Here is a 25,271-nt window from a genome sequence, read left to right on the forward strand (position 1 = left end):
GATGATTACCCACACCATGCCGCTCGAGGACATCAACAAGGGGTTCGAACTCATGCATTCCGGCGAGAGCATTCGAAGCGTGGTCCTCTATTGAGTTCCTAACGTGAATCAGGAAAGCGCCGGAGATCATTGATTCCGGCGCTTTTTCGCCTCTCGAAAGCTATCCATGATGATCTATGTCGATGCGGATGCGTGCCCGGTAAAACCGGAAATACTCAGGGTGGCGGAGCGCCACGGAGTCGAGGTGACCTTCGTTGCCAATTCCGGCCTGCGCCCCTCACGTGATCCGATGGTTCGCAATGTCATCGTGTCGGCAAGTTTCGACGCCGCGGATGATTGGATCGCCGAACGCGCCGGCGGAGATGATATTGTTGTGACGGCCGATGTGCCACTTGCCGTGCGTTGCGTCGGTGCCGGAGCACTCGTTACCGGTCCGACGGGGCGCGTGTTCGACGAGACGAATATCGGCATGGCATCCGCGATGCGCGATCTCTCGGCCCATCTCAGGGAAACCGGCGAGAGCAAGGGCTATAACGCTGCTCTCACCTCCCGCGACCGTTCGGCATTTCTCGAAACGCTTGACCGCCTCTGCCGACGCGTAAAAAAGTAGAACGGGCGAACGGAGGCGGCGAATGGATGGGAAGGCAGGCCTGCGGCACTGGCCGTTCTACCTAGCCCTTACAGGTGGGTTGCTCGGTCTGCCGATCGGTTTTGCGCTGTTTCGCGCAGAGGCGATCGAGGTGGCGGCGATACTGTTCTTCCTTATTTATCTGTCGATCAACGCACTGCGACTTCCCAAGCTTACAGGCAGCTATCTCCAAACTCATGCGCGCGAGACGGGAGAGCCGGAGCCGATCATCTTTCTCGTGACGCTCGGAGCCGCGGCGATCTCTCTCGTAGCTCTGTTTCTCGCGCTCAACCGCACTGGCGATGGCGGTGCGGTTGAGCTCTCGATCGCTTTCACCGCCGTCGCGCTCGGCTGGGCGACAGTCCACACCATGGCAGGGCTGCACTATGCTCACCTCTATTGGATTGCGCGCCATCACGAGCCAGACAGCGATCGCCCCGCTCGAGGTCTCGCCTTTCCGGAAACCGACAGCCCCGGCGGATACGATTTTCTCTATTTCGCTTTCGTCATTGGAATGACAGCGCAGACTTCCGACGTCGCCATCACGACGACGGCAATGCGGCGTGTCAACCTGGTGCACGCGATCGTCTCGTTCTTCTTCAACACGGTGCTGCTTGCCGCCGCCGTCAATGCCGCGGTTCAGCTTGCCGGCGGCGCCCCATGACTGTCAGGAGTACACAATGAAAGTAATCTCGCAAAACACCGCCTTCGGAGGCATGCAAGGCGTGTTCGCTCATGATTCCGACGCCTGTAAAGGCGAAATGACCTTTGCGGTTTTCGTCCCGCCTCAGGCGATCGTGGAGCCTCGCCCGGTTCTCTGGTATCTCTCCGGCCTTACCTGCACCCATGCCAATGTCATGGAAAAAGGCGAGTACCGGCGCATGGCTGCGGAACTCGGGCTTATCGTCGTCTGCCCGGATACGAGCCCCAGGGGAGCAGACGTCCCGGATGATCTGACCAACTGGCAGATGGGCAAGGGAGCCGGCTTCTATCTGGATGCAACGGAGAAGCCCTGGGCCGAGCACTATCGGATGTACAGCTACGTCACCGAGGAACTCCCGGCCCTGGTCGGCCAGCATTTCCGCGCGGATATGAGCCGCCAGGGGATTTTTGGGCACTCGATGGGCGGACACGGCGCGATGACGATCGCCCTGAAAAACCCCGAGCGCTTCAGAAGTTGCTCCGCCTTTGCGCCGATCGTCGCCCCTTCTTCCGCCGATTGGTCGGTCGGTGCCTTTGAAAAATACCTCGGCTCCGACATGGCGCCCTGGCGCAGGTACGACGCCTGTGCCCTCGTCGAGGACGGCGCCCGCTTCCCGGAATTCCTAATCGATCAGGGCAAGGCGGACAACTTCCTCGAGAACGGTCTGCGCCCATGGCTGTTCGAAGAAGCGGTGAAAGGAACCGGAATCGGCCTGACGCTCCGGATGCAGGAGCGCTACGATCATTCCTATTACTTCATCTCGACCTTCATGGACGACCATCTGAGGTGGCACGCAGAAAGGCTCGGCTGACATGCACGGGATCGGAAACATCCTTCTCGTCGGCGCGGGTGGCGCCCTTGGCTCCATTCTGCGCTATCTTGTCGGGCTCTGGATGCTGCAGCGCGCCGGCCCAGCCTTCCCGTGGGGGACGCTGTTCATTAATGTCACGGGCTCTTTTCTGATCGGCTTTCTGGCGGAACTCATCATGCACAGGATGGGCGCTTCAGCGCATATGCGCCTGTTCCTGATCACTGGCCTGCTCGGGGGCTACACGACCTTCTCGGCCTTTTCGCTCGACGCAATCACCCTCGTAGAACACGGTCAGCCGGCGACCGGCCTCGCCTATATGGCCGCGAGCGTGGTTCTTTCGATCCTCGCGGTCTTCGCCGGGCTGGCCCTGATGCGCGCAATGGTCTAAAGCCAGCCTCTGAAGAATAGAAAGCGGATTTCTGCACGATGGCGGGCATAGAACACAGGCAGGTGGATAGCGACGAGGCGGGCATGCGCCTCGACCGCTGGTTCAAGGTGCATTTTCCCGGATTGGGCTTCGGTCCGCTGCAGAAGCTGCTGCGCTCCGGACAGATCCGCGTGGATGGTGCGCGAGCAAAGTCCGATACGCGCATACAACCCGGTCAGACCATCCGCATTCCGCCGCTTGGCGTCGATCCCAAGGAAAAGAAAACCGGACCGATCGGAGGCCGCGACCTGCGTCAATCACCGGACGGTGAGCTTCTGTCGCGCATGGTGCTTCACGAGGATGCCAAGGTCATCGTGCTCAACAAGCCGCCGGGCCTTGCAGTACAGGGCGGTTCGGGCGTCAATCGGCACATAGACAAGATGCTGGAGGCCTGGACGAGCCAGAAGGGCGAAAAGCCGCGCCTGGTCCATCGTCTCGATCGCGACACGTCGGGCGTACTCGTCATTGCCCGGACGCGCGGTGCCGCGCAACAACTGACCGCTGCCTTTCGCGAACGCGATACGAAAAAGACCTATTGGGCGTTGGTCAGGGGCGTGCCGCGCAAGCGCGAAGACAAGATTTCCACCTGGGTGGTCAAGGAACAGACGCCGGACGGCGACCGAGTGCGGATCGCCAAGCATGGCGAGGATGGCGCCGACCATGCCATCTCCTTTTACCGGATCGTCGAGCAGGCCGGTCAGAACCTGGCCTGGCTTGAAATGGAACCCTATACCGGACGCACGCATCAGTTGCGCGTCCACGCCGCGCATATCGGCCACCCCATTATCGGCGATCCGAAATATTTCGAAGCCGACGTCAATTGGACCTTCCCCGGTGGTATGCAGAACCGCCTGCACCTTCACGCACGGCATATAGACATTCCGCATCCGAACGGAGGAAGGCTGAAGGTGACGGCTCCCCTGCCCCAGCACATGATGCAGAGCTGGAACCTGCTCGGCTTCGAGGAGAACGCCGCAGACGAGGAAGAGTGATGAAGCTCGTCCTCTTTGATTGCGACGGGACGCTCGTCGACAGCGCAGGGCTCATTCACGAAGTGATGGCCCGCACCTTCGAGGCTTTCGACGAGGAGCGCCCGACATCGGACGCGACCAAGGCGATCATCGGCCTCACACTGGATATTGCAATTGCCCGGCTCCTGGGACAGGAGCACGTCGACAGCCGGGCGACCGCAATGACGGCGCATTACAAATCTATATTCGCGTCAGTGCGTGGCGAACCAGGCTGTAGCGAAGCTTTGTTCCCGGGAATTGCGGAGATGATGAAGATCCTGGCTGGCCGTGATGAATTGCTGATCGGTGCCGTCACCGGCAAATCGAGGCGAGGGCTGACGCATATCGCGGCGACGCACGGCTTCGACAGGATTTTCTTCGTCTCCCGCACGGCGGACGACTGCCCATCCAAGCCGCACCCGGCCATGGTAACGGAGTGCTGCGACGAAGCCGGTGTCGCCCCGCGCGACACGATCGTGATCGGAGACGCGATCTACGACATGCAGATGGCGAAGGCCGCGGGCGCGGATGCTCTGGGCGTGGCCTGGGGTTACGCCAGCGTTCCCGAGTTGATGGCCTCCGGCGCGGACCATATCGCCCGCGTGCCGACCGACATAATCGAGTGGATAGACGTTAACCATGCCTGATATTCGCGACGAGTTGAGCGGCGCGCTGAGCCACGAGGACCCCGTGCGCCGCGCCCAGATCCAGATGCAGAAGCCCCTGCCGAAACGCTTCTATAAACAGGCAAGCGCCACGCCCGCGGAAGACGGCGGATATGCAGTCCTTCTCGACGGCAGGCCGGTGCGCACCCCGGCAAAACGGCCGTTCGCCGTTCCCTCGGAAAAGCTTGCCCAGTTGCTGGCAGCCGAATGGGATGCCCAGGCGGACGTCATCGATCCTTCGGCAATGCCGCTCACGAGGCTCGTCAACACCGCGATCGACGGAGTTGCGCTCGAAGAGCGAGCAGTCTTCGACGATATTCTGCGTTTCGCCGGCAGCGATCTCCTTTGCTACCGGGCCGACAGCCCGAAGGAACTCGTGGCTCGCCAGAACGATCAATGGAATCCGGTTCTCGACTGGGCCGCCCGGACACTCGGCGCCCGGTTTATTCTCGTCGAAGGCGTCATCCATCAGGAACAACCGGCCGAGGCGATCTCGGCCTTTGCCGGCGGCCTGAACGCCTTTGCTACGCCACTCGGCCTTGCCTGCCTGCACACCGTCACCAGCTTGACCGGCTCCGCCCTGCTCTCACTTGCCCTCGCAATGGGCAGGCTCTCCGCCGAGGAGGTATGGACCGCAGCGCATGTCGACGAGGATTGGCAGATCGAGCACTGGGGAACCGACGAGGAAGCCTTCAGGCGACGTGAAATCCGCTGGCAGGAAATGCTGGCGGCCGCGGTCGTGCTCGACGCGCTGAAGTGATCTGAAGTGGTATGGCGCGCTCGCCCTTCATCCGGCTGCGGCAAAACCCTTCTCCTTGTAGACGGCCGCAGGCGCGGAGACGGTTGCGGCAGCGCGGATGAGGGGCGGATTTTGCCGGGTGTCGGAGCCGGTTAGCCTACCAGCTTCAGGCCGGCGATGCCGGCGACAATGAGGCCGATGCAGCCGAGGCGCATGGCCGTTGCAGGTTCTGCAAACAGCACGATTCCTAGAATTACGGTCCCGACAGTGCCTATCCCGGTCCAGACCGCATAGGCAGTTCCAAGCGGCAGTGAACGAACCGCTATTCCGAGCAGGGCGACGCTCAGGATCATCGAACCGACCGTCAGCACAGTCGGCATGAGCCGCGTAAACCCATCCGTGTATTTAAGACCAATCGCCCAGCCGATTTCGAGGATTCCGGCGAGCAGTAGCGTGAACCAGGCCATTTCAAACTCCTTCTTGTGGAGCGAGGCCGTCCCCGCGGAAGTGCGGATCGCTACGATCCGTGCAGCCGTCTGCGATGTGCTACACCTATGCCACAGGCCGGCGGGGCCAGCAAGGCGCTGCGTGGCAAGGCAGCTTTGCGGAAAAGGGAGAACTGATGCTCATGGATTGCGGTCACGCCGAAGCTTGTTCCACCATTCCAACCGCTTTCGGATTTCGCGCTCGAAGCCGCGCTCCGGAGGATCGTAAAAGGTCTTTCTGCCCATCTTCTCAGGGAAATAGTCCTGCCCCGAGAAAGCATCGGGCTCGTCGTGATCGTAGCGATACCCGTCGCCGTAGCCTTCCCCTTTCATAAGCTTCGTCGGTGCATTGAGGATGTGCTTCGGGGGCAGAAGAGAGCCGTTTTCCCTGGCGGCGCGCATCGCCGCCTTGTAGGCGGTATAAACCGCGTTGGACTTGGGCGCCGTCGCGAGATAGACGCAGGCCTGGGCGAGAGCCAGTTCTCCTTCCGGAGAGCCCAGATAATCATATGCATCCTTGGCTGCGTTGCAGATCACCAGTGCCTGTGGATCGCCAAGCCCTATATCCTCGACCGCCATCCGCACCAAGCGTCTGCCGATATAAAGCGGATCCTCACCGGCATCGAACATGCGGCATAGATAGTAGAGTGCCGCATCGGGGTCGGACCCTCGAACGGATTTATGGAGCGCCGAGATCAGATTGTAGTGACCGTCCTGACCTTTGTCGTAAACCGGTGCGCGGCGCTGAACGATCTCCTGAAGCGCCGCGACATCGAATAGCTCATCCGGGCGCGCTGCCCGCCACACCTCTTCGGCGAGTGTCAGTATGGCACGGCCATCCCCGTCCGCCATGCGGATCAGGCTCGCCCGCGCGTCGCCGTCGAGCGGGAGCGATTTTCCCTCGGCCGCCTCCGCTCGTTTCAGGAGTTCCTCAAGGCTAGACTCATCGTGCGGTTTGAACGTCAAAACGCGCGCGCGCGACAGAAGCGCGGCGTTAAGCTCAAAGGACGGGTTCTCGGTCGTGGCGCCGACCAGAATCACGGTGCCGTCCTCGATGACCGGAAGGAAGCTGTCCTGCTGCGCTCGATTGAACCGATGGATCTCATCGACGAACAGCAGCGTCTGGCGCCCCGACATCCGCCGCGCGCGCGCCGATTCGAACACTTTCTTCAAATCCGCCACGCCGGAGAAGATCGCCGATATCTGCTCGAAGGCAAGGCCGGCTTCGCCTGAAAGCAGACGGGCAACGGTCGTCTTTCCTGTTCCGGGCGGTCCCCAGAAGATCATTGAGCCAAGCGATCCGGAGGCAATCATCCGGGTGAGTCCACCGTCAGCGCCGGTCAGATGTTCCTGGCCGGTCACCTCTCCCAGCGTACGCGGCCGCAGCCGGTCCGCAAGTGGCCTTGCCGAGGCCATCTCAGGAGGTTCATGGGGGGCGAAGAGGTCGCTCATCGGAAGAACTGACGGATGATCTGGCCGTTGCGTTCGATCTCGACACGCCAGAAGGAAGCATCCTCGGCGACGACGCTTTCCAGTGTCTTCGAACTCTCGATTGCGGTGCCGTTGACAGAACGAACAATGTCTTTCGGTTCGAGGCCGATGCGAGCGGCCGGCGAGCCGCGATTGATCTCGGTGACCACCACGCCCTGCAGCGACGTCGGCATGCGCAACTCCTCGGCAAGCCGGGGTGAGAGATTTGCCACCACGGCGCCGGCGAAGGGATTGCGACCCTCGATCAGCCGTTCGTCACGCGGCTGAGTTTCCGGCGCCCGCTCCAGCCGGAGGGTGATTTCGCGCAAATCGCCGTTCTCCGAAACCGTCACGCGCGCCTCATGCCCGATCCCGACCGTCGTCAGGCGGTAGCCGAGCGCATCGGGGTGTTCGACCGGTATATCGTTGACGGCGGTGACCACCTGGCCGGGGCGCATGCCGGCGCTCTCGGCCGGACCGCCCGCGACAACCGCCGTCACCAGCGCCCCACGCGCCCGTTCAAGTCCAAGCGCCTCGGCCACGTCGGACGTCACCGGTTCGAAGGTCGCTCCGACGAAGGGCCGAATGAATGAGCCATTGCCTCCTTCAGCGGAGGCCACGAAAACCTTGACCAGATTGGCAGGGATCGCAAAGCCGACACCGTTGGAACCGCCGCCTCTTGAGAAAATCGCGGTGTTGATTCCGATCAACTCGCCCTTCATGTCGATCAGACCCCCGCCGGAATTGCCGGGATTGATGGCTGCATCCGTCTGGATGAAAAAACCGAAATCCCCGTTGGAAATCTGGTTACGGGCGAGTGCCGACACGATGCCGCTCGTGACCGTCTGCCCGACACCGAAAGGATTACCCATCGCCAGCACAAGGTCCCCGACTTCCACCGCGTCGGAATCGCCGATCGGGATGATGTCGAACGGGCCGTCCGACTGGATTTTCATGACCGCGAGGTCCAGGCGATCGTCCTTCAATATAAGCTTGCAAGGGAACTCCCGCCCGTCGGCCAGTGCCACCTTGATATCGTCGGCACCATCGATGACATGGTTGTTGGTGACGACCAGGCCGTTGCGGCCGACGATCACGCCTGATCCGAGCGATGACTGCTTTTCGGTGCGATTGGGCATCCGCTGACCGAAAAACTCCTCGAAGAAAGGGTCCCCGGCAAAGATCGACCGCCGTTCCACCGCGCGCTCGGCATAGACGTTCACGACCGCATTCGCCGTCTGTTTGACGAGCGGCGCGAAAGAGAGTTGCATCTCCGCCCGCGACTGCGGCACAGTCCTGGTATCCTGAGCCATCGCAGGCGTCGAAATGGCAATTGCGAGGACGATAGCCGCGGCGGCTCGGTGGCCAAAGATCATGAAGCAGTCTCCCTTTCATTGCTGCTAGGTGAGATAGGATTTCGTACGAAAAAAGGCAAACCTGCCGCCCGACAATTCAGCGTTTCCTGATTGCAAAGCCGCGGTTACCCGCAGGCACCTCCATGCCGGTCGTATTCACGAATCGCGCACGAAAACGTGGTCTTGCGAGGCTTTTCCGGTGATCGAAACTCTGCTCATCTGTACACTACAGCGCCGTGCGTCTTATCAGACGCACAAAGGTCGCTGTAGCACTTTGATCTGCTGCATGTTTTGTCCTTCAATCGGATCCGATTAAAGGAAACATACAGTAGAAAAAGCCTGATAACGCTTAGGAGAACCCATGCCCAGCACGCGCGTCCCGAAGATCGCCGCTACGGACATCACACCGGAACGCTTCTTCCTCAATCGGCGCTCCTTTATCGCGGCCGCGGCTGGCAGCCTTGCGCTCGGCCCACCCGGAGCGAGCCGCGCGGCAGCATTGGAAGCTTCCGCAAGCAAATTCACGCTTGACGAAGCCTTAACGCCGGAAAAGGATGCGACCACCTACAACAATTTCTATGAATTCGGGACAGGAAAAGGCGACCCGGCGGCCAACTCGGCAAACTTCAAGCCGGCTCCGTGGACGATGAAAATCGACGGTCTGGTCGGCAAGCCGCGGGAATTCGGTCTGGAAGAACTTCTGGCCTTCCCTCTCGAGGAGCGCATCTACCGAATGCGCTGCGTCGAGGCGTGGTCGATGGTAATCCCCTGGGTTGGTTTCCCGCTGGCCGCGCTCCTCGACAAGGTAGAGCCCCTCGGGAGCGCAAAATATGTCGCCTTCGAAACTGTTGTCCGGCCCGAGGAGATGCCGGGTCAATCCGGCTATTTCCAGCCGCTTGAGTGGCCCTATCGTGAGGGCCTGAGGCTCGACGAAGCGCGTCACCCGCTGACGATCCTCTCCGTCGGCCTCTATGGCAAGACGTTGCCCAATCAGAACGGCGCCCCCATCCGCCTAGTGGTGCCATGGAAGTACGGCTTCAAGGGGATCAAATCGATCGTTCGCATTTCGCTGACCGAAACGCCGCCACCCTGCACCTGGAACCTCGCCGGACCGAACGAATACGGTTTCTATGCCAATGTAAACCCGGACGTCGATCATCCCCGCTGGAGCCAGGCAACCGAGAACCGTATCGGAGAAGGCGGATTCTTTGGCGCCAACCGCCGGGATACGCTCCCCTTCAACGGCTATGCAGAGGAGGTCGCGAGCCTCTACGCCGGCATGGACCTGCGGGCGAATTTCTGACGATGCCAGGTTTTCCTTCCCTGCCGAAGCGATTGCACGGTCCTTCGATCTGGGCACTTTATATACTCGGCTTCGCACCGGCCATTTGGGCGTTCTATCTGGGAGCCACCGGCCGGCTCCCGGGAAATCCCGTCAAGGAATTCGAGCACCTGCTCGGCATCTGGGCTCTGCGCTATCTGATCGCCACCCTGGCGATCACGCCGATACGCGACCTTATCGGCGTCAACTGGCTTCGATATCGCCGCGCCCTGGGGCTTCTCGCCTTTTATTATGTGCTAATGCACTTCCTCACCTATACGGTGCTCGATCAGACGCTACGCCTCTCGGCGATCCTCGTCGACATAGCACGCCGTCCTTTCATTACGATCGGCATGGCAGCGCTCGTGCTGCTCATTCCACTGGCGGTTACGTCGAACAACTGGTCAATCAGGCGTCTCGGACAGAAATGGAGCCATATTCACAGGCTGGTCTACGTGATTGCCGCGGCCGGCGCGCTGCATTTCGCCATGGCGGTAAAGGTCGTCGGCCCGGAGCAAATGCTGTATCTTTTTCTCGTAGCTGTACTCGTCGCCTGGCGCGCTGTCAGAAGACGGTTTCTCCGGTGGCGCCGCGAACGCGCAGGACCTGTGCGCTCCCAGCCGATAACGAACCAATGACAAAAGCGGCCGGATGATCAATCATCCGGCCGCTTTTACTCTTCTCGATATCTCTGACGAAATCAGGCCGCTTCGGCCGCCTCGGCTTCGGCAGCAACGCGAGCGCGGTCCTTCGAACCCTTGGCGTCGGCATCGCGGTCAACGAATTCGATGACGGCGAGCGGAGCGTTGTCGCCCTGACGGAAGCCTGCCTTCATGATGCGCAGGTAGCCCCCGTTGCGGGTGGCATAGCGCGAGGCGATCGCGTCGAAAAGCTTCGCAACAACGGCAACGTCGCGGATCTGCGAAACCGCCTGGCGGCGGGCATGCAGATCACCACGCTTGCCGAGCGTGACGAGCTTTTCCACGATCGGACGGATTTCCTTGGCCTTCGGCAGGGTCGTGACGATCTGCTCGTGCTCGATCAGCGAAGCTGCCATATTGGCAAACATCGCCTTGCGGTGGCTGGCGGTTCTGTTCAGCTTGCGGCCGGCTTTACCGTGGCGCATGGCTATTCTCCTTTACTTGCAGGCATCCGCCTGCAGTCTAAAACGGTTAATATTGGTCTTCGTATCGCTTGGCGAGATCTTCGATGTTCTCCGGCGGCCAGGACGGCACTTCCATGCCGAGATGCAGGCCCATGGAAGCGAGAACTTCCTTGATCTCGTTGAGCGACTTGCGACCAAAATTCGGCGTGCGGAGCATTTCTGCTTCGGTCTTCTGAATGAGGTCGCCGATATAGACGATGTTGTCGTTCTTCAGGCAGTTGGCCGAGCGGACGGAAAGCTCCAGTTCGTCGACCTTCTTGAGAAGCGCCGGATTGAAGGCGAGTTCGGTGACCGCCTCTTCCTCGGTTTCCTTCTGCGGCTCGTCGAAGTTAACGAAGACCGACAGCTGGTCCTGAAGGATGCGGGCCGCGAACGCGATCGCATCTTCGCCCGTGACGGAGCCATCGGTCTCGATGGACATCGTCAGCTTGTCATAGTCGAGAACCTGGCCTTCACGGGTGTTTTCCACCTTGTAGGAGACCTTCTTGACCGGAGAGTACAGGCTATCCACCGGAATGAGCCCGATCGGCGCGTCTTCCGAGCGGTTACGGTCAGCCGGTACATAGCCCTTGCCGTTATTGACGGTGAACTCCATGCGGATTTCCGCGCCCTCGTCGAGCGTGCAGATCACGTGGTTCGGGTTGAGGATCTCGATATCGCCAACCGTCTGAATGTCACCGGCGGTAACAACGCCAGGGCCCTGCTTGCGCACGACCATGCGCTTCGCGTCGTCGCCATCCATCTTGATGGCGATTTCCTTGATGTTGAGCACGATGTCGGTCACGTCTTCCCGGACGCCCGGGATAGAAGAGAACTCATGCAATACGCCGTCGATCTGAACCGCGGTTACAGCGGCACCGCGCAGCGACGACAAAAGCACGCGACGAAGCGCGTTGCCGAGCGTCAGACCAAAGCCCCGCTCAAGCGGTTCCGCTACCAACGTTGCCTTGGTGCGGCCGGAGGAGGCGAACTCCACCTTGTTCGGCTTGATCAATTCCTGCCAATTTTTCTGGATCATGTTTTCTGCCTTCCGTTCGTTGCCACCATCCAATCGTGACAACCGAGCCCCGAAGACCGGGAGGACATCGCGACGTCCTCACCGGAATGTTGAATACAGATGATCAGACGCGACGCTTCTTGCGCGGGCGGCAACCATTGTGCGGGATCGGGGTCACGTCGCGGATGGACGTGATCATGAAACCCGCAGCCTGGAGCGCACGAAGAGCGGACTCACGGCCGGAACCCGGACCGCAAACTTCCACTTCCAGCGACTTCATGCCGTGTTCCTGTGCCTTTTTGGCGCAGTCTTCAGCGGCGATCTGCGCAGCGAACGGGGTCGACTTGCGCGAACCCTTGAAACCCTTCGCGCCGGCCGACGACCAGGCAATGGCATTGCCCTGCGCGTCGGTGATGGTGATCATCGTGTTGTTGAACGACGAATTGACGTGTGCGACGCCAGACGTAATATTTTTGCGCTCGCGACGGCGAACGCGGGTGGCTTCCTTGGCCATAGGATCCCTTTCTTAGATCTCTGCACCGCCGTAATTCCAGCGGCTCCACCGGGAAAAGGATTGGTCATCCCCTGCCCTGCATCTTTCAATTTCGCGTCAGCCGGCATTCCGGCTTGACACGCATTTCGCGGAGCCGTTGGCGGCTGCCGCGACGGTCGGACGGGTGCCCTTCCCAAACTGCAAAAAGGAGGCCGGCGCGTGCGCCAGCCTCCCATTTCCCCTTTTCGGGAAATTACTTCTTCTTGCCGGCGATCGCCTTTGCCGGACCCTTGCGGGTGCGGGCATTGGTGTGCGTGCGCTGACCGCGCACCGGCAGGCCGCGACGATGGCGAAGACCGCGATAGCAGCCAAGATCCATCAGACGCTTGATGTTCATCGAGGTCTCGCGACGCAGGTCGCCCTCAACCTGATAGTCGCGGTCGATCGTTTCACGGATCTGAAGGACTTCAGCATCCGTCAACTGATGCACACGACGTTCGGCCGGAATACCAACCTTTTCGACGATTTCCTGTGCGAATTTCGTGCCGATCCCGTGAATATACGTCAGCGCGATGACGACGCGCTTTGCGGTCGGGATGTTGACGCCAGCGATACGTGCCACGTCTATTCTCCTTGCGTTCCAGTTGCCATCCGGCAATAGGTGCTTCGTTACGCGACCTTATGAGCCGCACGTTGATTGAGGTTCGAGACACGTCAAAAACGACCGTACCCGGACTTCATTTCTTTGAAGACCGCGCCGATCGCTTCTCATGTCGCGAGTTGACGCAGTCTTTGGAGGAATCGGCCGGAAAAGTCAACTCCCCAGACGCTTCCATTTTGGCAATGGCCAAGCCTATGCCAGAATCTTCTCGATCTCGGCGGTGACCGTCTTCACATCCGCCATGCCGTCCACGGTCTTCAACCGACCAGTTCGGGCGTAATGCTCCGAAAGCGGCGCGGTCTTTTCCCGGTATTCCTGGAGACGGCGCCGGAATGCTTCCGGGTTGTCGTCGGAACGCACCGTGCCGCCGGCAGCCACTGTCTCGGCTACGCGATTCTCCATACGCCGCACAAGGGCCGCCTCATCCACTTTCAACTCGATGACAGCATCAAGTTTGAGGTTCTTTTCTTCAAGCATCCGATCGAGCGCGACGGCCTGCGGGACCGTCCGAGGATAGCCGTCCAGAATGAAGCCCTTGGCGCAGTCTGGTGCATCGATGCGATCCGAGACGATCTCATTGACGATTTCGTCGGAAACGAGCTGGCCGGCATCCATGACGGCTTTCGCCCGCTTACCGACTTCGGTCGCCTGAGCTACGGCCGCCCGCAACATATCCCCCGTGGAAAGCTGCGGAATACCATATCTCTCCGTCAGATGCTTGGCCTGAGTTCCCTTGCCAGCGCCCGGCGGTCCCAAAAATATCAGTCTCATCGTCCCCTCTTTCCTCCGCGCAGCTTCGACTTCTTGATCAGCCCCTCATATTGCTGAGCGATGAGGTGACCCTGGATCTGTGCTACCGTATCGAGGGTCACGCTGACAACAATCAAAAGCGACGTACCACCAAGGTAGAACGGCACGCCGGTCTGCGAGATGAGGATCTCAGGCAGGATGCAGACGAAGATCAGGTAGATTGCGCCGACGACGGTGATACGCGTCAATACGTAGTCGATGTATTCGGCAGTGCGTTCACCTGGGCGAATGCCTGGAATAAACCCGCCGTGCTTCTTTAGATTGTCGGCTGTGTCCTTCGGATTGAACACGATCGCCGTATAGAAGAAGGCAAAGAACGCGATCATCGCACCGTAAAGAAACATGTAGAGAGGCTGGCCGTGCGCCAGCGCGCCGACGATCGTCGTCGCCCAACCCGGCATGGTCGCGCTGTTGGCGAAACCGGCAAGCGTAGCGGGCAGCAGGAGCAGCGACGATGCGAAGATCGCCGGGATCACGCCGGATGTGTTGAGCTTCAACGGCAGGTGCGACGTGTCGCCTTGGAACATCCGGTTGCCGACCTGACGCTTCGGATACTGGATCAACAGGCGGCGCTGCGCGCGCTCGACAAAGACGATCAGCGCAATCACGGCGACGACCATGACGATGATCGCCAGGATCAGAGGCGTCGACAGCGCTCCGGTGCGGCCCAACTCAAGCGTGCCGGCAAGTGCCGAAGGCAGAGCGGCGACGATACCGGCAAAGATGATCAGTGAAATGCCGTTGCCGATGCCGCGCGACGTGATCTGCTCACCAAGCCACATCAGGAACATCGTGCCGCCGAGAAGCGAAATTACGGTCGAAATCCGGAAGAACCAACCCGGATCGTTCACGAGGCCGCTGCCGCTTTCGAGCCCGACGGCAATCCCGTAGGCCTGCATCGCGCCCAGGAGCACCGTGCCGTAGCGGGTGTACTGATTGATGACCTTACGACCCTGCTCGCCTTCCTTTTTCAGCTGCTCGAGCGCCGGAACGACCGAGGTCATGAGCTGCACGATAATGGAGGCGGAGATATAGGGCATGATGCCGAGCGCGAAGATAGCCATGCGCTCGACTGCGCCGCCCGAGAACATGTTGAACAGGCCGAGAATGCCCGCCGACTGTCCCTGGAACGCCTGTGCGAATGCATCCGGATTAAGGCCCGGCAACGGAATATAGGTGCCAAGTCGATAGACCAGAAGCGCACCAAGGGTGAACCAGAGCCGCTTCTTCAGATCTTCCGCCTTGGCGAAAGTCGAAAAATTCAGGTTCGAGGCGAGCTGTTCCGCTGCAGAAGCCATGCAATTCTCCGCGTACCAAGTCTCGGAAACGCGGGCAAACCCGCTCGTTCCGGATGGAATCAGTTTTCGTCGTTGAAAACCTGGCGCGAGGCGATTGTCGCTGCAATCGGATGCCTCACCGTGGTTTCCGTTGTGTCCCGTCGCGGCAGGCGATTCGCTGCGCTTGGACGTGAGGCTCACATATGGGAGCAAAACCGCCCGGCGTGAAGCACCCCGGGCGGTTCATCAGTCATATTTATTCCGCGGCTGCGGAAAGCAGCTTGATGGAGCCGCCGGCCTTCTCGATCTTCTCGATCGCCGGCTTGGAAGCACCTGCAACTTCAAGCGAAACCTTCGCCTTCAGTTCGCCGTCAGCGAGGACGCGGACGCCATCCTTGACGCGGCGGATAACGCCGGCGGCCTTGAGAGCGGCAGCATCGACGGTCTTCGATGCATCCAGCTTCTTGGCATCGACCGCGGCCTGGATACGGCCGAGCGACACGACAACAAACTCCGAAGCGAAGATGTTGTTGAAGCCGCGCTTCGGGAGGCGACGGTAGATGGGCATCTGACCGCCTTCGAAGCCATTGATCGAAACGCCCGAGCGCGCCTTCTGACCCTTCACACCACGACCGGCGGTCTTGCCGGAGCCGGAGCCAATGCCACGGCCGAGACGCTTGCGGTTCTTGGTCGCGCCTTCGTTGTCCTTGATTTCATTCAGTTTCATAGTTCGATCCCCCTCACTTCTCGTCGACGACGCGAACGAGGTGCTGGACGGCCCGGATCATGCCGCGAACGGCTGGAGTGTCTTCCAGCGTGCGTACCCGGTGCATCTTGTTGAGGCCCAGGCCGACGAGCGTCTGACGCTGCACGGCCGGACGGCGAATGGGGCTACCGATCTGCTCGACGGTAACCGTCTTCTTGGCAACTTCCTTCTTAGCCATCTGTCAGCTCCCTTATTCTTCGGAAGCAACGCCGGCGGAAACGCGACGGGACTGGAGCGTGGCGTACTTCATGCCGCGCTGTGCCGCGATGTCCTTCGGGTGCATCTGGTTCTTGAGCGCGTCGAAGGTTGCGCGAACCATGTTGTAGGGGTTTGACGAACCGGTCGACTTGGCTACGACGTCATGAACGCCGAGCGTCTCGAAGACGGCGCGCATTGGACCGCCGGCGATGATACCGGTACCGGGCTTGGCCGAGCGCAGCAGCACCTTGCCGGCTCCATGACGGCCGTGAACGTCGTGATGCAGAGTGCGGCCACCGCGAAGCGGTACGAAAATCAGATCGCGCTTGGCGGCTTCCGTTGCCTTGCGGATGGCTTCCGGCACTTCACGTGCCTTACCATGGCCGAAGCCGACACGGCCCTTCTGGTCGCCCACGACGACGAGAGCGGCGAAACCGAAACGGCGACCGCCCTTCACCACCTTGGCGACGCGGTTGATAGCGACGAGCTTGTCGACGAATTCGCTGTCGCGCTCTTCGCGGTTCTGGCGATCTTCGCGAGAACCTCTTCTTTCTTGTGCCATTGTCCTCTTCCTTTTTCTTTTCCGGGTGCAATCGGCAGATTGACGAAAGCCGCCTCACTTCCTTGGAAATCGAAGCGGCCGGGGATGTGCGAAGCCGGGTTACGCCCGGGCATTGCTGCCCGGGCGTAGAACCTTAGAAGTTCAGGCCGCCTTCGCGAGCTGCCTCGGCCAGCGCCTTGATGCGGCCGTGGTAGATGAAGGCGCCACGGTCAAAGACAACGTCCTTGACGCCCGCCTTGGAAGCACGCTCCGCCAGGAGCTTGCCGACAGCCGTAGCGGCTTCGGTATCAGCGCCGGTCTTCAGCGAAAAACGCAGATCCGTGTCGAGAGTCGATGCCGAGGCAATCGTCTTGCCGGCAACATCATCGATGATCTGCGCATAGATGTTCTTCGACGAGCGATGAACCGACAGGCGCGGGCGGCCGTTGGCAACCGCCTTGATTTGACGGCGCACGCGGCTGGCGCGACGCACAAGAGTATCTTTCCTGCTAGCCATTTCGCGTGATCCTTACTTCTTCTTGCCTTCTTTGCGGACGATCCGCTCTTCGGCATACTTGACACCCTTGCCCTTGTAGGGCTCGGGGCCACGGTACTCGCGGATCTCCGCGGCAACCTGGCCGACCTGCTGCTTGTTGATTCCGGAGACGACGATTTCCGTCGGCTTCGGCACAGCGATCGTGATGCCCTCCGGCGTCTGGTAAACGACGTCGTGGCTGAAGCCGAGCGCCAGCTGCAGGTTCTTGCCCTGCATGGATGCGCGGTAACCAACGCCGTTGATTTCGAGCTTGCGCTCGTAACCGTCCTTCACGCCCTTGAGGATGTTCTCGATCATCGTGCGGGACATGCCCCACTTTGCGCGAGCATCCTTGCTCTCATTGACCGGCTGAACGACAACCGTGTTGTTTTCGAGCTTCACCGAAACTTCGTCATTTGCGACGAAGAACAGTTCGCCCTTCGGGCCCTTTGCCGTCACCTTCTGGCCGTCGACGTTAGCCGTGACGCCTGCCGGAACCTGAACGGGCTTTTTACCGATACGAGACATTTTTATACCTGTCTGTTCGCTATGGAGATCCTGCTCGGCCTTAGAAGACCGAGCAAAGAACCTCACCACCAACATTCTGTTCGCGTGCCTGGTGATCGGCCATCACGCCCTTCGGAGTCGAAAGGATGGTGATGCCGAGGCCGTTCGCGACCTGCGGAATGGACTTGACCGAGACATAGACCCGGCGGCCCGGCTTGGAGACGCGTGCGATCTCACGGATCACGGAAGCGCCTTCGTAGTATTTCAGTTCGATGCTCAGCTCGGCCTTGCCGTTGCCGAATTCGACTTCAGAGTATCCGCGGATATAGCCTTCAGCCTGAAGGACATCCAGAACGCGTGCGCGAAGCTTCGAAGCCGGCGTGGAAACGCTCGACTTGCGGCGAGCAGCGCCGTTGCGGATACGGGTGAGCATATCGCCCAAGGGATCAGTCATTGCCATGTACCCGTCTCCTTACCAGCTCGACTTGACCACACCCGGCACCTTGCCGAGATTGCCCAGTTCGCGAAGCGCAATACGCGACATGCGCAGCTTGCGATAATAGGCGCGTGGGCGACCGGTGACTTCGCAACGGTTGCGGATGCGGGTCTTGGACCCATCGCGGGGCAGTTCGGCCAGCTTGAGGGTGGCCTTGAACCGCTCTTCGATCGGCAAAGACTGGTTCATGATGGTTGCCTTCAGAGCCGCACGCTTGGCGGAATGGTTGGCAACCAGTTTGCGGCGGCGCTTGTTCTTTTCAACTGCGCTCGTTTTCGCCATAACAGTTATCCTTCTTTACGCTTGTCGTTACGGATTACTGACGGAACGGGAAGTTGAACTCTTTAAGCAGAGCGCGCGCTTCGTCGTCGTTAGTTGCCGTCGTGCAAACGATGATGTCCATGCCCCACATCTGATCAACCTTGTCGTAGTTGATCTCAGGGAACACAATGTGTTCCTTGATGCCCATGGCAAAATTGCCACGACCATCGAAGGACTTCGGATTGAGGCCGCGGAAGTCTCGAACACGCGGAAGCGCGATGTTGATGAGACGATCCAGGAACTCATACATCCGAACGCCGCGCAGGGTAACCTTGGCACCAATCGGCATGCCTTCGCGAAGCTTGAAGCCAGCGATGGAATTACGAGCGCGGGTGATTACCGGCTTCTGGCCGGCAATCGCAGCGAGGTCGGCAGCTGCGACGGTCGGCTTTTTGGAATCGCCGGTCGCTTCGCCAACACCCATGTTGATAACGATCTTGTCGAGGCGCGGGATCTGCATTTCGTTGGCGTAGGAGAACTGCTCCTGTATCGCCTTGCGGATGCGCTCTACATATTCCTTCTTGAGCCGCGGCTCATAAGCGGACTTAGCCATCGATCACATCTCCCGAACGCTTGGCCACGCGGACCTTCTTGTCACCGTCGATCTTGAAACCGACTCGGGTCGGCTTGCCGTCCTTCGGATCGGCAATCGCGATGTTCGAAAGGTGGATCGGGGCTTCCTTGGTGATAATGCCGGCTTCCTGGTTCTGGGTCTGGCGCTGGTGACGCTTCACGACGTTCACGCCGCGCACGACAGCCCGATCTTCCTTCGGCATGACCTGAATGACTTCGCCGGTGCGGCCCTTGTCCTTACCGGTCAGAACGACGACCTTGTCGCCTTTGCGAATCTTTTGCATCTCTGATCGCTCCCTTAGAGTACTTCCGGAGCCAGCGAGATGATCTTCATATGGTTCTTGGCGCGAAGTTCGCGCGGAACCGGTCCGAAGATACGGGTGCCGATGGGCTCTTTCTTGTTGTCGATGAGAACGGCTGCGTTGGTGTCGAAACGGATGACGCTGCCATCTGCACGGCGGATGTCCTTCGCGGTGCGAACGACAACAGCCTTCATGACATCACCCTTCTTCACGCGGCCGCGCGGAATGGCTTCCTTGATCGAAACGACGATGATGTCGCCGATCGACGCGTATTTACGCTTGGAGCCGCCCAGCACCTTGATGCACATGACACGACGTGCGCCGGAATTATCCGCCACGTCGAGGTTTGTTTGCATCTGAATCATGTCAGGTCGCCTTCTTGTTGTTACCAGGCCGGTTGGGTCGAAACCCCCTCGCCCGGCTTATTGTGCTCATCTCAAAGCAAAAGAACGCTCGAACTCGAGCGTTCCTCGGCTTTAATTGCGTGCTTCATACAGATATTTGCCCGAGACGCAAGGGTCCGGCGGACAAAAGCTGCAGAATTCAAGACTGGGCGGAAACGACCGTCCAGCGCTTATCCTTTGAAATCGGCGCGCATTCCTCGATGGAAACGAGGTCGCCGACCTTGAACTGGTTGCTCTCGTCGTGAGCCTTGTACTTCTTGGAACGACGAACAGTCTTCTGAAGGATCGGGTGCGCAAAGCGGCGCTCGACCCGGACGACGACGGTCTTGTCGTTCTTGTCGCTGACGACGGTGCCCTGCAGAATGCGTTTCGGCATATTGTTCTGGTCCTTAGGCCTTGGCTTCTGCCGCCTTCTGGCGGGCAATGGTTTTGATGCGTGCGATGTCCTTGCGGACCTCGTCGATACGCGAAGACTTCTCGAGCTGGCCGGTCGCCTTCTGGAAGCGCAGGTTGAACTGCTCTTTCTTCAGCTTGGCAAGCTCTTCCTTGAGTTGGTCGGCGCTCAGAGCGCGAACATCTGCGGCTTTCATGAGCTTCACTCCTTACTCTGCGATACGCTGCACGAAGCGCGTCTTGACAGAGAGCTTGGCAGCGCCGAGGCGAAGCGCCTCGCGGGCGAGCTCTTCGCTGACACCGTCGATCTCGAACATCATGCGGCCGGGCTTGACCTTGCATGCCCAGTATTCGACCGAACCCTTACCCTTACCCATGCGGACTTCGGTAGGTTTCGCCGTGACCGGAACGTCGGGGAATACCCGGATCCAGACGCGACCGGCGCGCTTCATATGACGGGTGATCGCGCGGCGAGCCGCCTCGATCTCGCGAGCATTGACGCGGTTTGGCTCCTGAGCCTTCAGACCGAATTCGCCGAAGGCCAGGTCCGAGCCGCCCTTTGCGACGCCCTTGATGCGCCCCTTGAACTGCTTGCGATACTTCGTACGCTTTGGCTGCAACATTTTTTTACTTCTCCGATATTGGCTGCCACGCGCGAATGTTACGCGTTCTCGCGGCGACGCTCTCTGCCGCCACCGCCCTGGTTGTCACTCTCGGTCGCGCGACGCTCGGAAGCCATCGGATCGTGCTCGAGGATTTCACCCTTGAAGATCCAGACCTTGACACCGCAGATACCGAATGCGGTTTCCGCTTCAGCCGTACCGTAATCAATGTCGGCGCGCAGCGTATGAAGCGGAACGCGGCCTTCACGATACCATTCGGTACGGGCGATTTCAGCACCGCCAAGACGGCCGGCGCAGGTGATCTTGATGCCCTCGGCGCCGAGACGCATCGCCGACTGAACGGCGCGCTTCATTGCACGACGGAACGCTACGCGGCGCTCGAGCTGCTGAGCGATCGACTGCGCAACGAGCGTTGCGTCGACTTCCGGCTTGCGCACTTCGACAATGTTGAGATGCGTTTCCGAATTGGTCATCTCGGAAAGCTTCTTGCGCAGCTTTTCGATGTCGGCGCCCTTCTTGCCGATGATCAGGCCTGGACGGGCCGAATGGATCGTTACGCGGCACTTCTTGTGCGGACGTTCGATCACGACCTTGGCAATGCCGGCCGCCTTCAGCTCTTCCATCAGGTAGGCGCGAATCTTCAGGTCTTCATGAAGAAGCTGGCCGTATTCCGCGTTATCCGCGAACCAACGGCTATCCCAGGTCCGGTTGATGCCGAGACGGAAACCGATCGGATTAATCTTCTGGCCCATTATGCGGCCTCCCCTTTGGCTTCCACTTCACGAACAACGATCGTCAAGTGCGCGAATGGCTTTTCGACGCGCGATGCACGGCCGCGACCACGAGCGTGGAAGCGCTTCATCACAATCGACTTGCCGACAAATGCTTCTGCGACGATGAGCGAATCAACGTCGAGATCGTGGTTGTTCTCAGCGTTTGCGATGGCAGATTCAAGCGTCTTCCTGACGGTACCTGCAATACGCTTGCGCGAGAATTCGAGTTCGGCCAGAGCCCGATCCACCTTCTTGCCGCGGATCAGCGCGGCAACGAGGTTGAGCTTCTGGGGGCTGACGCGGATCGTGCGCGCAACGGCCTGCGCTTCATTATCCTTCAGCCGGCGTTCGGCTTTTGCCTTGCCCATTGTTACTTCCTCTTCGCTTTCTTGTCCGCACCATGACCGTAATAGGTCCGGGTCGGAGCGAATTCACCGAACTTGTGACCGACCATTTCCTCGGACACCGAGACGGGAACGTGCTTGTTGCCGTTGTAGACGCCGAAGGTCAGACCGACGAATTGCGGAAGGATCGTGGAGCGACGGCTCCACATCTTGATCACTTCGTTGCGGCCGCCTTCGCGGACCTTCTCAGCCTTCTTGAGAAGATAACCGTCAACAAACGGACCTTTCCATACTGAACGAGCCACTTGAGACTTCCTCTCTTACTTCTTGCGCTGATGACGCGAGCGCATAATGAACTTGTCGGTCGACTTGTTGGAGCGCGTGCGCTTGCCCTTTGTGGGCTTGCCCCATGGCGTCACCGGATGGCGACCGCCGGAGGTGCGGCCTTCACCGCCGCCGTGCGGGTGGTCGACCGGGTTCATGACAACGCCGCGAACGTGCGGGCGCTTGCCGCGCCAACGCGAACGACCGGCCTTACCGTCATTGATGTTGCCGTGATCGGGGTTCGATACAGCACCGATCGATGCGAGGCAAGAGCCGTGCACCAGGCGCTGCTCGCCCGAGTTCAGGCGCAGGATCGCCATGCCCTGGTCACGGCCGACGAGCTGTGCGTAGGTTCCGGCGGAGCGGGCGATCTGCCCACCCTTGCCCGGCTTCATTTCCACGTTGTGGATGATGGAGCCGACCGGAATGAACTGCAGCGGCATCGCGTTGCCGGGCTTGACGTCGACGGCCTTCTCCGAGGCAATCACCTTGTCGCCGACGGCCAGGCGCTGCGGCGCCAGGATGTAGGCCTGCTCGCCGTCAGCGTAGTTGACTAGCGCGATGAACGCCGTGCGGTTCGGATCGTATTCCAGACGCTCGACGGTCCCTTCGACGTCGAACTTGCGACGCTTGAAGTCGACCAGACGATAGGTCCGCTTGTGACCGCCGCCCTGAAAACGAACCGTGATGCGGCCAAGGTTGTTGCGACCGCCCTTGGAGGACAGGCCCTCGGTCAGCGTCTTGACCGGCTTGCCCTTGTAGAGGCCAGCCCGGCTGACGATAACCAGTTGACGCTGGCTCGGCGTCGTCGGATTGAAACTTTTCAATGCCATTTTCTTGTTCCCTTTTGGGTTTTTACCCTAAATGGGCCTATCCGTTAGAGACCGGTGGAAACGTCGATGGACTGACCGTCGGCGAGCGTAACGATCGCCTTCTTCACGTCCTTCTGCTTTCCGGCGAAGCCGCGGAAGCGCTTCAGCTTGCCCTTGCGGACGAGCGTGTTCACGGCCGTAACCTTCACGCCGAACAGCGCTTCGACGGCAGCCTTGATCTCAGGCTTCGAAGCACCCTTGGCGACATTGAAGACGACCTGGTTCTGTTCGGAGACCAGCGTCGACTTTTCAGTGATCGAGGGAGACACGATCACGTCGTAGTGGCGAAGATCCGTCATTTGAACCGCTCCTCCAGAGCTTCCACAGCAGCCTTGGAAAGCACGAGCTTGCCACGGCGCAGAATGTCGTAAACGTTGATGCCCTGAACCGGCAGAACGTCCACATTCGGAATGTTCTGCGCGGCGAGCTTGAAGTTGCCCTCGATCTCGGCTCCGCCGATGATCAGGGCATTGGTGAGGCCGAGCGATGCAAACGCGCCGGCGAGTGCCTTCGTCTTTGCTTCGTTGGCGACGAGATCGTCGACGATGATGATCTCCTCGGCCTTCAGCTTGGCCGACAGCGCATGACGCAGGCCGAGTGCACGCACCTTCTTCGGAAGATCGTGCGCATGGCTGCGGACAACCGGCCCATGGGCCTTGCCGCCGCCGCGGAACTGCGGAGCACGAGCGGAATGGTGGCGGGCGCGGCCCGTACCCTTCTGCTTGTACATCTTGGCGCCGGTGCGGGAAACTTCCGCACGGCCCTTGGCCTTGTGCGTGCCCTGCTGGCGCTTTGCGAGCTGCCAGCGAACGACGCGGGCGATGATGTCTTCACGAGGCTCGAGACCGAAAATGGCGTCGGAAAGGGAAACCTTTCCTGCGTCCTTGCCCTCGAGGGTTTTGACGGTGAGATCCATTATTCGGCTCCCTTACTTGGATTCTGCGGCGCGTACTGCGGCAGGGCGCGGTGCGCCTTCCGGAGTACCCGACTTGATGGCGTCACGGACGACGATCCAGGAACCCTTGGAGCCGGGAACTGCACCCTTGACCAGGATAAGACCGCGGTCTTCGTCGGTCGATACGACTTCGAGGTTCTGCGTGGTGACGCGCGTCTGGCCCATGTGACCAGCCATGCGCTTGCCCTTCCAAACGCGGCCCGGGTCCTGGTTGGAACCGGTAGAACCATGCGAACGGTGCGATACGGACACGCCGTGCGTTGCACGCAGGCCGCCGAAGTTGTGGCGCTTGATCGCGCCGGCAAAACCCTTACCGATAGTGGTGCCGGTAACGTCCACGAGCTGCCCGGCGACGAAATGGCCCGCAGTAAGCTCGGAGCCGATGTCGATCAGGTTGTCGGCGCTTACGCGGAACTCGACGAGCTTTGCCTTCGGCTCGACGCTCGCAGCGGCGAAATGGCCGCGCATAGCCTTCGGCGTATTCTTGACCTTCGAACGGCCGGCCCCCAGCTGAACTGCGGTATAACCGTTCTTCTCTTCCGTGCGCTGGGCCACTACCTGGCAGTTTTCCAGCCGCAATACTGTTACCGGGATATGCTCGCCGGCGTCGTTGTAGACGCGGGTCATTCCCACCTTCTGTGCAATCACACCTGAACGCATCGGTTCACGCCTCTTGTTTAGGGTTCCCGTCCGGCGCTTCAAGCACCTTCCGGTTTCCTGTTCCTGGAAGCCGTTGGAGAAACTCCACGTACCTTCCTTGTTATTTCGGCTTGCGCCGGGTCTTACAGCTTGATCTCGACGTCGACGCCGGCGGCGAGGTCGAGCTTCATCAGCGCGTCTACCGTCTGCGGGGTCGGATCAACAATATCGAGAAGACGCTTGTGCGTGCGCATCTCGAACTGTTCGCGGCTCTTCTTGTCGACGTGGGGCGACCGGTTGACCGTGAATTTCTCAATCCGGGTCGGAAGCGGCACGGGCCCGCGCACACTCGCACCGGTGCGCTTGGCCGTCGACACGATTTCGCGCGTGGAGGCATCGAGGATCCGGTGATCAAACGCCTTGAGGCGGATGCGGATATTCTGGCCGTTCATTCGACTTGTCCTTGCTCGTGTTTTCCGGTGTGCTCAAGAGGCACACACTTGAAGTATTCGTTTGCTTAGCCGCTTCTTTTCAAAAATCGCAGGGACATGGCCGACCATGTCCCTGCCGAAACGGCTCAAGCCGTTTTCTTATTACTCGACGATGGAGGCGACGATGCCTGCGCCGACGGTACGGCCGCCTTCGCGGATAGCGAAGCGCAGCTTTTCTTCCATCGCGATCGGCACGA

40 protein-coding genes are annotated in these 25,271 nt (G+C 60.1%); 9 read left to right on the forward strand and 31 right to left on the reverse strand.

Features of this window, described 5'->3' with window-relative positions; genetic code table 11:
* Positions 1 to 169 precede the first annotated feature (169 nt).
* Genes FB009_RS30975 through FB009_RS31005 form a run of 7 tightly spaced genes read left to right on the forward strand, consistent with a single transcriptional unit; the run spans position 170 to position 5,004 of the window.
* Positions 170 to 610, forward strand: coding sequence for a YaiI/YqxD family protein (locus tag FB009_RS30975; RefSeq protein ID WP_011975200.1), 441 nt, complete (start codon positions 170 to 172; stop codon positions 608 to 610).
* A gap of 22 nt (positions 611 to 632) precedes the next feature.
* Complete coding sequence (locus FB009_RS30980) at positions 633 to 1,292, forward strand: DUF1345 domain-containing protein (RefSeq protein ID WP_011975199.1); 660 nt, start codon at positions 633 to 635, stop codon at positions 1,290 to 1,292.
* 16 nt (positions 1,293 to 1,308) lie between these two features.
* Complete coding sequence (gene fghA / locus FB009_RS30985) at positions 1,309 to 2,142, forward strand: S-formylglutathione hydrolase (protein WP_011975198.1); 834 nt, start codon at positions 1,309 to 1,311, stop codon at positions 2,140 to 2,142.
* A gap of 10 nt (positions 2,143 to 2,152) precedes the next feature.
* Positions 2,153 to 2,530 carry a fluoride efflux transporter CrcB gene (crcB, locus tag FB009_RS30990; protein WP_186447694.1) on the forward strand — a complete coding sequence of 126 codons (378 nt, stop codon included), beginning with the start codon at positions 2,153 to 2,155 and terminating at the stop codon, positions 2,528 to 2,530.
* 38 nt (positions 2,531 to 2,568) lie between these two features.
* On the forward strand, positions 2,569 to 3,561 hold the full coding sequence (locus FB009_RS30995; RefSeq protein ID WP_011975196.1) for an RluA family pseudouridine synthase: 993 nt from the start codon (positions 2,569 to 2,571) through the stop codon (positions 3,559 to 3,561).
* Positions 3,561 to 4,226, forward strand: coding sequence for an HAD-IA family hydrolase (locus FB009_RS31000; RefSeq protein WP_011975195.1), 666 nt, complete (start codon positions 3,561 to 3,563; stop codon positions 4,224 to 4,226). Before FB009_RS30995 ends, FB009_RS31000 begins: the two co-directional genes overlap by 1 nt.
* Positions 4,219 to 5,004 carry an ATP12 family chaperone protein gene (locus tag FB009_RS31005; protein WP_145162679.1) on the forward strand — a complete coding sequence of 262 codons (786 nt, stop codon included), beginning with the start codon at positions 4,219 to 4,221 and terminating at the stop codon, positions 5,002 to 5,004. Before FB009_RS31000 ends, FB009_RS31005 begins: the two co-directional genes overlap by 8 nt.
* 131 nt (positions 5,005 to 5,135) lie before the next feature.
* Here FB009_RS31005 and sugE read toward each other — a convergent pair whose 3' ends face one another.
* The 3 genes from sugE to FB009_RS31020 form a co-directional block, all read right to left on the reverse strand.
* Positions 5,136 to 5,450: a quaternary ammonium compound efflux SMR transporter SugE gene (gene sugE / locus FB009_RS31010; RefSeq protein WP_011975193.1), complete on the reverse strand. Its 315-nt coding sequence runs from the start codon at positions 5,448 to 5,450 to the stop codon at positions 5,136 to 5,138.
* Positions 5,451 to 5,609: 159 nt separating this feature from the next.
* Complete coding sequence (locus FB009_RS31015; RefSeq protein WP_011975192.1) at positions 5,610 to 6,920, reverse strand: replication-associated recombination protein A; 1,311 nt, start codon at positions 6,918 to 6,920, stop codon at positions 5,610 to 5,612.
* Positions 6,917 to 8,314, reverse strand: a complete 1,398-nt coding sequence (locus FB009_RS31020) for a DegQ family serine endoprotease (protein WP_011975191.1) — start codon at positions 8,312 to 8,314, stop codon at positions 6,917 to 6,919. Before FB009_RS31020 ends, FB009_RS31015 begins: the two co-directional genes overlap by 4 nt.
* 340 nt (positions 8,315 to 8,654) lie before the next feature.
* On the opposite strand from FB009_RS31020, the gene msrP reads away from it, so the two are divergent.
* Together msrP and msrQ are read left to right on the forward strand one after the other, a co-directional pair.
* The gene (gene msrP / locus FB009_RS31025; protein WP_011975190.1) at positions 8,655 to 9,596 is read left to right on the forward strand and encodes a protein-methionine-sulfoxide reductase catalytic subunit MsrP; all 942 of its coding nucleotides are present in this window, start codon (positions 8,655 to 8,657) and stop codon (positions 9,594 to 9,596) included.
* Positions 9,597 to 9,598: 2 nt separating this feature from the next.
* Positions 9,599 to 10,252, forward strand: coding sequence for a protein-methionine-sulfoxide reductase heme-binding subunit MsrQ (msrQ, locus tag FB009_RS31030; protein WP_127582091.1), 654 nt, complete (start codon positions 9,599 to 9,601; stop codon positions 10,250 to 10,252).
* Positions 10,253 to 10,314: 62 nt separating this feature from the next.
* Here the strand turns inward: msrQ and rplQ are convergent, their stop codons facing one another.
* From rplQ to FB009_RS31170, 28 genes are all read right to left on the reverse strand, one after another.
* Positions 10,315 to 10,740: a 50S ribosomal protein L17 gene (gene rplQ / locus FB009_RS31035; RefSeq protein ID WP_011975188.1), complete on the reverse strand. Its 426-nt coding sequence runs from the start codon at positions 10,738 to 10,740 to the stop codon at positions 10,315 to 10,317.
* 46 nt (positions 10,741 to 10,786) lie between these two features.
* Positions 10,787 to 11,797, reverse strand: a complete 1,011-nt coding sequence (locus tag FB009_RS31040; protein WP_003536494.1) for a DNA-directed RNA polymerase subunit alpha — start codon at positions 11,795 to 11,797, stop codon at positions 10,787 to 10,789.
* 103 nt (positions 11,798 to 11,900) lie between these two features.
* Positions 11,901 to 12,290 carry a 30S ribosomal protein S11 gene (gene rpsK, locus FB009_RS31045; RefSeq protein ID WP_003536496.1) on the reverse strand — a complete coding sequence of 130 codons (390 nt, stop codon included), beginning with the start codon at positions 12,288 to 12,290 and terminating at the stop codon, positions 11,901 to 11,903.
* A gap of 232 nt (positions 12,291 to 12,522) precedes the next feature.
* Positions 12,523 to 12,891: a 30S ribosomal protein S13 gene (gene rpsM / locus FB009_RS31050; protein WP_011975187.1), complete on the reverse strand. Its 369-nt coding sequence runs from the start codon at positions 12,889 to 12,891 to the stop codon at positions 12,523 to 12,525.
* Positions 12,892 to 13,122: 231 nt separating this feature from the next.
* Complete coding sequence (locus tag FB009_RS31055) at positions 13,123 to 13,701, reverse strand: adenylate kinase (protein ID WP_011975186.1); 579 nt, start codon at positions 13,699 to 13,701, stop codon at positions 13,123 to 13,125.
* On the reverse strand, positions 13,698 to 15,038 hold the full coding sequence (gene secY, locus FB009_RS31060; protein WP_011975185.1) for a preprotein translocase subunit SecY: 1,341 nt from the start codon (positions 15,036 to 15,038) through the stop codon (positions 13,698 to 13,700). Before secY ends, FB009_RS31055 begins: the two co-directional genes overlap by 4 nt.
* Positions 15,039 to 15,273: 235 nt before the next feature.
* The gene (rplO, locus tag FB009_RS31065; protein ID WP_011975184.1) at positions 15,274 to 15,744 is read right to left on the reverse strand and encodes a 50S ribosomal protein L15; all 471 of its coding nucleotides are present in this window, start codon (positions 15,742 to 15,744) and stop codon (positions 15,274 to 15,276) included.
* A 13-nt stretch (positions 15,745 to 15,757) separates the two neighbouring features.
* Positions 15,758 to 15,961, reverse strand: coding sequence for a 50S ribosomal protein L30 (gene rpmD / locus FB009_RS31070; RefSeq protein ID WP_003536508.1), 204 nt, complete (start codon positions 15,959 to 15,961; stop codon positions 15,758 to 15,760).
* Positions 15,962 to 15,973: 12 nt separating this feature from the next.
* Positions 15,974 to 16,543 carry a 30S ribosomal protein S5 gene (gene rpsE / locus FB009_RS31075; RefSeq protein ID WP_003536510.1) on the reverse strand — a complete coding sequence of 190 codons (570 nt, stop codon included), beginning with the start codon at positions 16,541 to 16,543 and terminating at the stop codon, positions 15,974 to 15,976.
* A gap of 133 nt (positions 16,544 to 16,676) precedes the next feature.
* Entirely contained in the window at positions 16,677 to 17,039 is a 363-nt protein-coding gene (rplR, locus tag FB009_RS31080) for a 50S ribosomal protein L18 (protein ID WP_011975183.1), read from the reverse strand.
* 12 nt (positions 17,040 to 17,051) lie between these two features.
* Positions 17,052 to 17,585, reverse strand: a complete 534-nt coding sequence (rplF, locus tag FB009_RS31085; RefSeq protein WP_011975182.1) for a 50S ribosomal protein L6 — start codon at positions 17,583 to 17,585, stop codon at positions 17,052 to 17,054.
* A 40-nt stretch (positions 17,586 to 17,625) separates the two neighbouring features.
* Entirely contained in the window at positions 17,626 to 18,024 is a 399-nt protein-coding gene (gene rpsH / locus FB009_RS31090) for a 30S ribosomal protein S8 (protein WP_011975181.1), read from the reverse strand.
* A gap of 12 nt (positions 18,025 to 18,036) precedes the next feature.
* The gene (gene rpsN / locus FB009_RS31095; protein ID WP_011975180.1) at positions 18,037 to 18,342 is read right to left on the reverse strand and encodes a 30S ribosomal protein S14; all 306 of its coding nucleotides are present in this window, start codon (positions 18,340 to 18,342) and stop codon (positions 18,037 to 18,039) included.
* A gap of 34 nt (positions 18,343 to 18,376) precedes the next feature.
* Positions 18,377 to 18,934 (reverse strand): 50S ribosomal protein L5, encoded by a 558-nt coding sequence (gene rplE, locus FB009_RS31100; RefSeq protein ID WP_011975179.1) that lies wholly within the window; start codon positions 18,932 to 18,934, stop codon positions 18,377 to 18,379.
* On the reverse strand, positions 18,927 to 19,238 hold the full coding sequence (rplX, locus tag FB009_RS31105; RefSeq protein ID WP_011975178.1) for a 50S ribosomal protein L24: 312 nt from the start codon (positions 19,236 to 19,238) through the stop codon (positions 18,927 to 18,929). Before rplX ends, rplE begins: the two co-directional genes overlap by 8 nt.
* Before the next feature lie 14 nt (positions 19,239 to 19,252).
* Complete coding sequence (gene rplN, locus FB009_RS31110) at positions 19,253 to 19,621, reverse strand: 50S ribosomal protein L14 (protein WP_003536525.1); 369 nt, start codon at positions 19,619 to 19,621, stop codon at positions 19,253 to 19,255.
* A 178-nt stretch (positions 19,622 to 19,799) separates the two neighbouring features.
* Positions 19,800 to 20,036 (reverse strand): 30S ribosomal protein S17, encoded by a 237-nt coding sequence (gene rpsQ / locus FB009_RS31115; RefSeq protein ID WP_011975177.1) that lies wholly within the window; start codon positions 20,034 to 20,036, stop codon positions 19,800 to 19,802.
* A 13-nt stretch (positions 20,037 to 20,049) separates the two neighbouring features.
* Positions 20,050 to 20,250 carry a 50S ribosomal protein L29 gene (gene rpmC / locus FB009_RS31120; protein WP_011975176.1) on the reverse strand — a complete coding sequence of 67 codons (201 nt, stop codon included), beginning with the start codon at positions 20,248 to 20,250 and terminating at the stop codon, positions 20,050 to 20,052.
* A 12-nt stretch (positions 20,251 to 20,262) separates the two neighbouring features.
* Positions 20,263 to 20,676, reverse strand: coding sequence for a 50S ribosomal protein L16 (gene rplP / locus FB009_RS31125; RefSeq protein WP_011975175.1), 414 nt, complete (start codon positions 20,674 to 20,676; stop codon positions 20,263 to 20,265).
* 38 nt (positions 20,677 to 20,714) lie between these two features.
* Complete coding sequence (rpsC, locus tag FB009_RS31130; RefSeq protein ID WP_011975174.1) at positions 20,715 to 21,428, reverse strand: 30S ribosomal protein S3; 714 nt, start codon at positions 21,426 to 21,428, stop codon at positions 20,715 to 20,717.
* Positions 21,428 to 21,817: a 50S ribosomal protein L22 gene (rplV, locus tag FB009_RS31135; RefSeq protein ID WP_011975173.1), complete on the reverse strand. Its 390-nt coding sequence runs from the start codon at positions 21,815 to 21,817 to the stop codon at positions 21,428 to 21,430. The genes rpsC and rplV overlap by 1 nt, the downstream gene beginning before the upstream one ends.
* Positions 21,818 to 21,819: 2 nt before the next feature.
* Complete coding sequence (rpsS, locus tag FB009_RS31140) at positions 21,820 to 22,098, reverse strand: 30S ribosomal protein S19 (RefSeq protein ID WP_002964358.1); 279 nt, start codon at positions 22,096 to 22,098, stop codon at positions 21,820 to 21,822.
* Between the two features lie 15 nt (positions 22,099 to 22,113).
* Complete coding sequence (gene rplB / locus FB009_RS31145; RefSeq protein ID WP_003536619.1) at positions 22,114 to 22,950, reverse strand: 50S ribosomal protein L2; 837 nt, start codon at positions 22,948 to 22,950, stop codon at positions 22,114 to 22,116.
* Between the two features lie 44 nt (positions 22,951 to 22,994).
* A complete protein-coding gene (locus FB009_RS31150) occupies positions 22,995 to 23,288 on the reverse strand; it encodes a 50S ribosomal protein L23 (RefSeq protein ID WP_003536621.1) in 294 nt (97 codons plus the stop codon).
* Positions 23,285 to 23,905, reverse strand: coding sequence for a 50S ribosomal protein L4 (gene rplD / locus FB009_RS31155; RefSeq protein ID WP_011975172.1), 621 nt, complete (start codon positions 23,903 to 23,905; stop codon positions 23,285 to 23,287). Before rplD ends, FB009_RS31150 begins: the two co-directional genes overlap by 4 nt.
* 12 nt (positions 23,906 to 23,917) lie before the next feature.
* The gene (gene rplC, locus FB009_RS31160; protein WP_011975171.1) at positions 23,918 to 24,604 is read right to left on the reverse strand and encodes a 50S ribosomal protein L3; all 687 of its coding nucleotides are present in this window, start codon (positions 24,602 to 24,604) and stop codon (positions 23,918 to 23,920) included.
* A gap of 122 nt (positions 24,605 to 24,726) precedes the next feature.
* The gene (gene rpsJ / locus FB009_RS31165) at positions 24,727 to 25,035 is read right to left on the reverse strand and encodes a 30S ribosomal protein S10 (RefSeq protein WP_003507767.1); all 309 of its coding nucleotides are present in this window, start codon (positions 25,033 to 25,035) and stop codon (positions 24,727 to 24,729) included.
* A gap of 141 nt (positions 25,036 to 25,176) precedes the next feature.
* Positions 25,177 to 25,271: EF-Tu C-terminal domain-related protein (locus FB009_RS31170; RefSeq protein ID WP_018010126.1), on the reverse strand; the 95-nt coding region annotated here is incomplete at its 5' end.

Origin of the sequence: Sinorhizobium medicae (genome assembly GCF_007827695.1) — a bacterium.
In the GTDB taxonomy this organism is placed as follows: Bacteria; Pseudomonadota; Alphaproteobacteria; order Rhizobiales; family Rhizobiaceae; genus Sinorhizobium; species Sinorhizobium medicae.